The organism is Synechococcus sp. OH2, from assembly GCF_047462155.1.
Lineage (GTDB): Bacteria > Cyanobacteriota > Cyanobacteriia > Thermostichales > Thermostichaceae > Thermostichus.
In genome coordinates, this window is the sequence record NZ_JANSIR010000049.1 from 1 (window position 1) to 2,490 (window position 2,490).

2 protein-coding genes are annotated in these 2,490 nt (G+C 61.1%); both read left to right on the top strand.

What is annotated here, in order from left to right; all coding sequences use genetic code 11:
* Positions 1–152: 152 nt before the first annotated feature.
* Positions 153–1,895, top strand: coding sequence for a GTPase HflX (hflX, locus tag NW835_RS03780; RefSeq protein ID WP_414414563.1), 1,743 nt, complete (start codon positions 153–155; stop codon positions 1,893–1,895).
* A 123-nt stretch (positions 1,896–2,018) separates the two neighbouring features.
* The coding region (locus NW835_RS03785; RefSeq protein ID WP_414414564.1) for an MBL fold metallo-hydrolase at positions 2,019–2,490 on the top strand (472 nt) is incomplete at its 3' end.

The window sequence follows — 2,490 nt, forward strand, 5'->3', positions numbered from 1 at the left end:
CCCCCCCCGCCTGCGCGGTGGGGTAGTTCATAAGCAAGTTTGCTCCAGGGATCCCTTGTCTAGGGTTTGCTGCCGCTGCTTTCCTCAAGTTCCTGCTGGCTACTAGCGTATATGGTAGAGGAAAGCCTAGTTTCGGGTCTTTCCCTCTCCCTATGCCCAGGGTTGGCACCTCTCGCCAGCAGAATGACCTCGGTTTTAGCTTTGCCCAGGCCAAGGGGCTAAAGCCCTACCAGCGTAAGCAACTGCAACGCCTCTACCAACTGCGCCTGCCCCCCAACTGTCTGGTGACGGTGGAGTTTGCCCAACGGCTGGGATCCCTCACTCAAGATCTGGAAGGCCAGCCCATTAGTGTTTACCTCAACCGGCGCGGCCAAGTAATTCGCGTGGGGCTGGGATCCCCTTTTGAAACCCAGATCCCGGCTTGGGAGCTGCCGCGCCAGGGGGCAGAGCGCCTCTCTGGGATCCGCTGCATCACCACCCAGGTGGGGGCGGGGGGGCCTAGCCAAAAAGCCCTGACAGCCATGGCCCTACAGCGGCTGGACGCTCTCATTACCCTGTCGGTATCCCCCTTAGAGGGACGGCTGCGCCGCGGAGGAGCGGCCACAGGCTTTATCAAGTGCGCCTACTTGGCCCATCTGGTGCCGGAGGAAGAGCGCCGTTGGCAGGTTTCTGAGCCTTTGCCCCTGGGGATCCTGGCAGAGCAGGATCTGCAGGAGCTGGTGGCGGAGCTAGAAGATGGCTTTCGGCGCCAATTCACTGCCCGCCAGGTGGATCCCCAGCAGGAGCGGGCCATCCTGGTGGGGCTGCAGGAGTCGGGGCAGAGCAGCGAAGACCTGGTGGACAGGCTGACAGAGCTGGGCCGCCTGGTGGAAAGTGCCGGCGGACAGGTGCTCCGCACTCTTTGGCAGCGGCGGGAGGGCCCCGATTCCGCTACAGTCATTGGCTCGGGTAAAGTCCAGGAGTTGGCCTTGCTGGTGCAGGATTTGGGGGCCAACTTGGTGGTGTTCGACCGCGAGCTCACCCCCAGCCAGGTGCGCAACCTAGAAGAGGCCCTGGGGGTGCGGGTGGTGGATCGCAGCGAGGTGATCCTAGACATCTTTGCCCAGCGGGCCAAAAGCCGGGCCGGGAAGTTGCAGGTGGAACTGGCGCAACTGCAGTATCTCCTGCCGCGCCTGGCTGGTCGCGGCCGCACCATGTCGCGGCTGGGGGGTGGGATCGGCACCCGGGGGCCGGGGGAAACCCAATTGGAAATGGAGCGGCGGGCCATCCAGCGGCGCATTAGCAAGCTGCAGCAAGAAGTGGAAGAGCTGCGCCGCCACCGCCAGCGGCTGCGCCAGCGACGGGAGGGATCCCAAATTCCCGTGGTGGCCCTGGTGGGCTACACCAACGCCGGCAAATCCACCCTCCTGAATGCCCTCACCCACGCCCAGGTCTACGTGGCTGACCAACTCTTTGCCACCTTGGATCCCACCACGCGGCGGCTGGATCTACCTCACCACCAGGCGGTGCTGTTGACCGACACGGTGGGATTTTTAACCGAACTGCCTGAGCAACTGGTAGAGGCCTTCCAAGCCACGCTGGAGGAGGTGACGGAGGCGGATGCTCTGCTGCACGTGGTGGATCTCTCCCACCCCAACTGGGAAGGGCAAATCGAGGCGGTGGAAAAATTGCTGGACGAGATGCCCCTGGCCACCGGCCCGCGACAACTGGTGTTTAACAAAATTGACCGCCTCGATCCCGAATGGGTAGAGGATGTGCGCCTGCTTTATCCTAAGGCTCTCTTTGTCTCCGCTGCCACCGGCCAAAACTTGGATCAACTGCGCCACACCCTGGCCCAATTTGCCGCAGCCTTTGCTCCCACTTCCTTTGGGGGTCGGCAGTTTGGGGATCCCTGAAGCATTTCATCAGAAAATCGAAACTTGGCGGCTGCCCTCTCGCGCCTGCCGGCCCCAACATTCAGTTACATCAGGGTTACGATGAGTGTTAAGTAAAGTTGCCATTTGGCAAAGGGGGGAAACATGGCCGCTACGGCAGTTGCACCGCGTTCAGCTCATCTTACGCTGCAAACTCTGCTCATTGGGGCCGATACTCTGGCCATCCGCTCCCAAGACTGGGATCGGGATCGGTTTGACATTGAATTTGCCCTGGAAAATGGCACGACCTACAACTCCTTTTTGATTCGCGGGGAAAAGGTGGCCCTGATTGACACCTCCCACGAAAAATTTCGCCAGTTGTACTTGGATTTGCTGCAAGGCATCCTGGATCCCGCCACCATCGACTACTTGGTGGTCAGCCACACCGAGCCGGATCACAGCGGCCTAGTTGGGGATCTGCTGGAGCTAGCCCCTCAAATGACAGTGGTAGCCTCCAAAGTGGCCGTGCAATTTCTGGAAAACCTCGTGCATCGGCCCTTCCGGCACCTGGTGGTGAAGCAGGGGGATCGCCTGGATCTGGGCAAGGGACATGTCCTGGAGTTCATCTCTGCCCCCA

What these genes read in the sequence shown, in the direction of transcription:
- hflX (WP_414414563.1), top strand. Translation starts at nt 153, where the DNA reads ATGCCCAGGGTTGGCACCTCTCGCCAGCAGAATGACCTCGGTTTTAGC.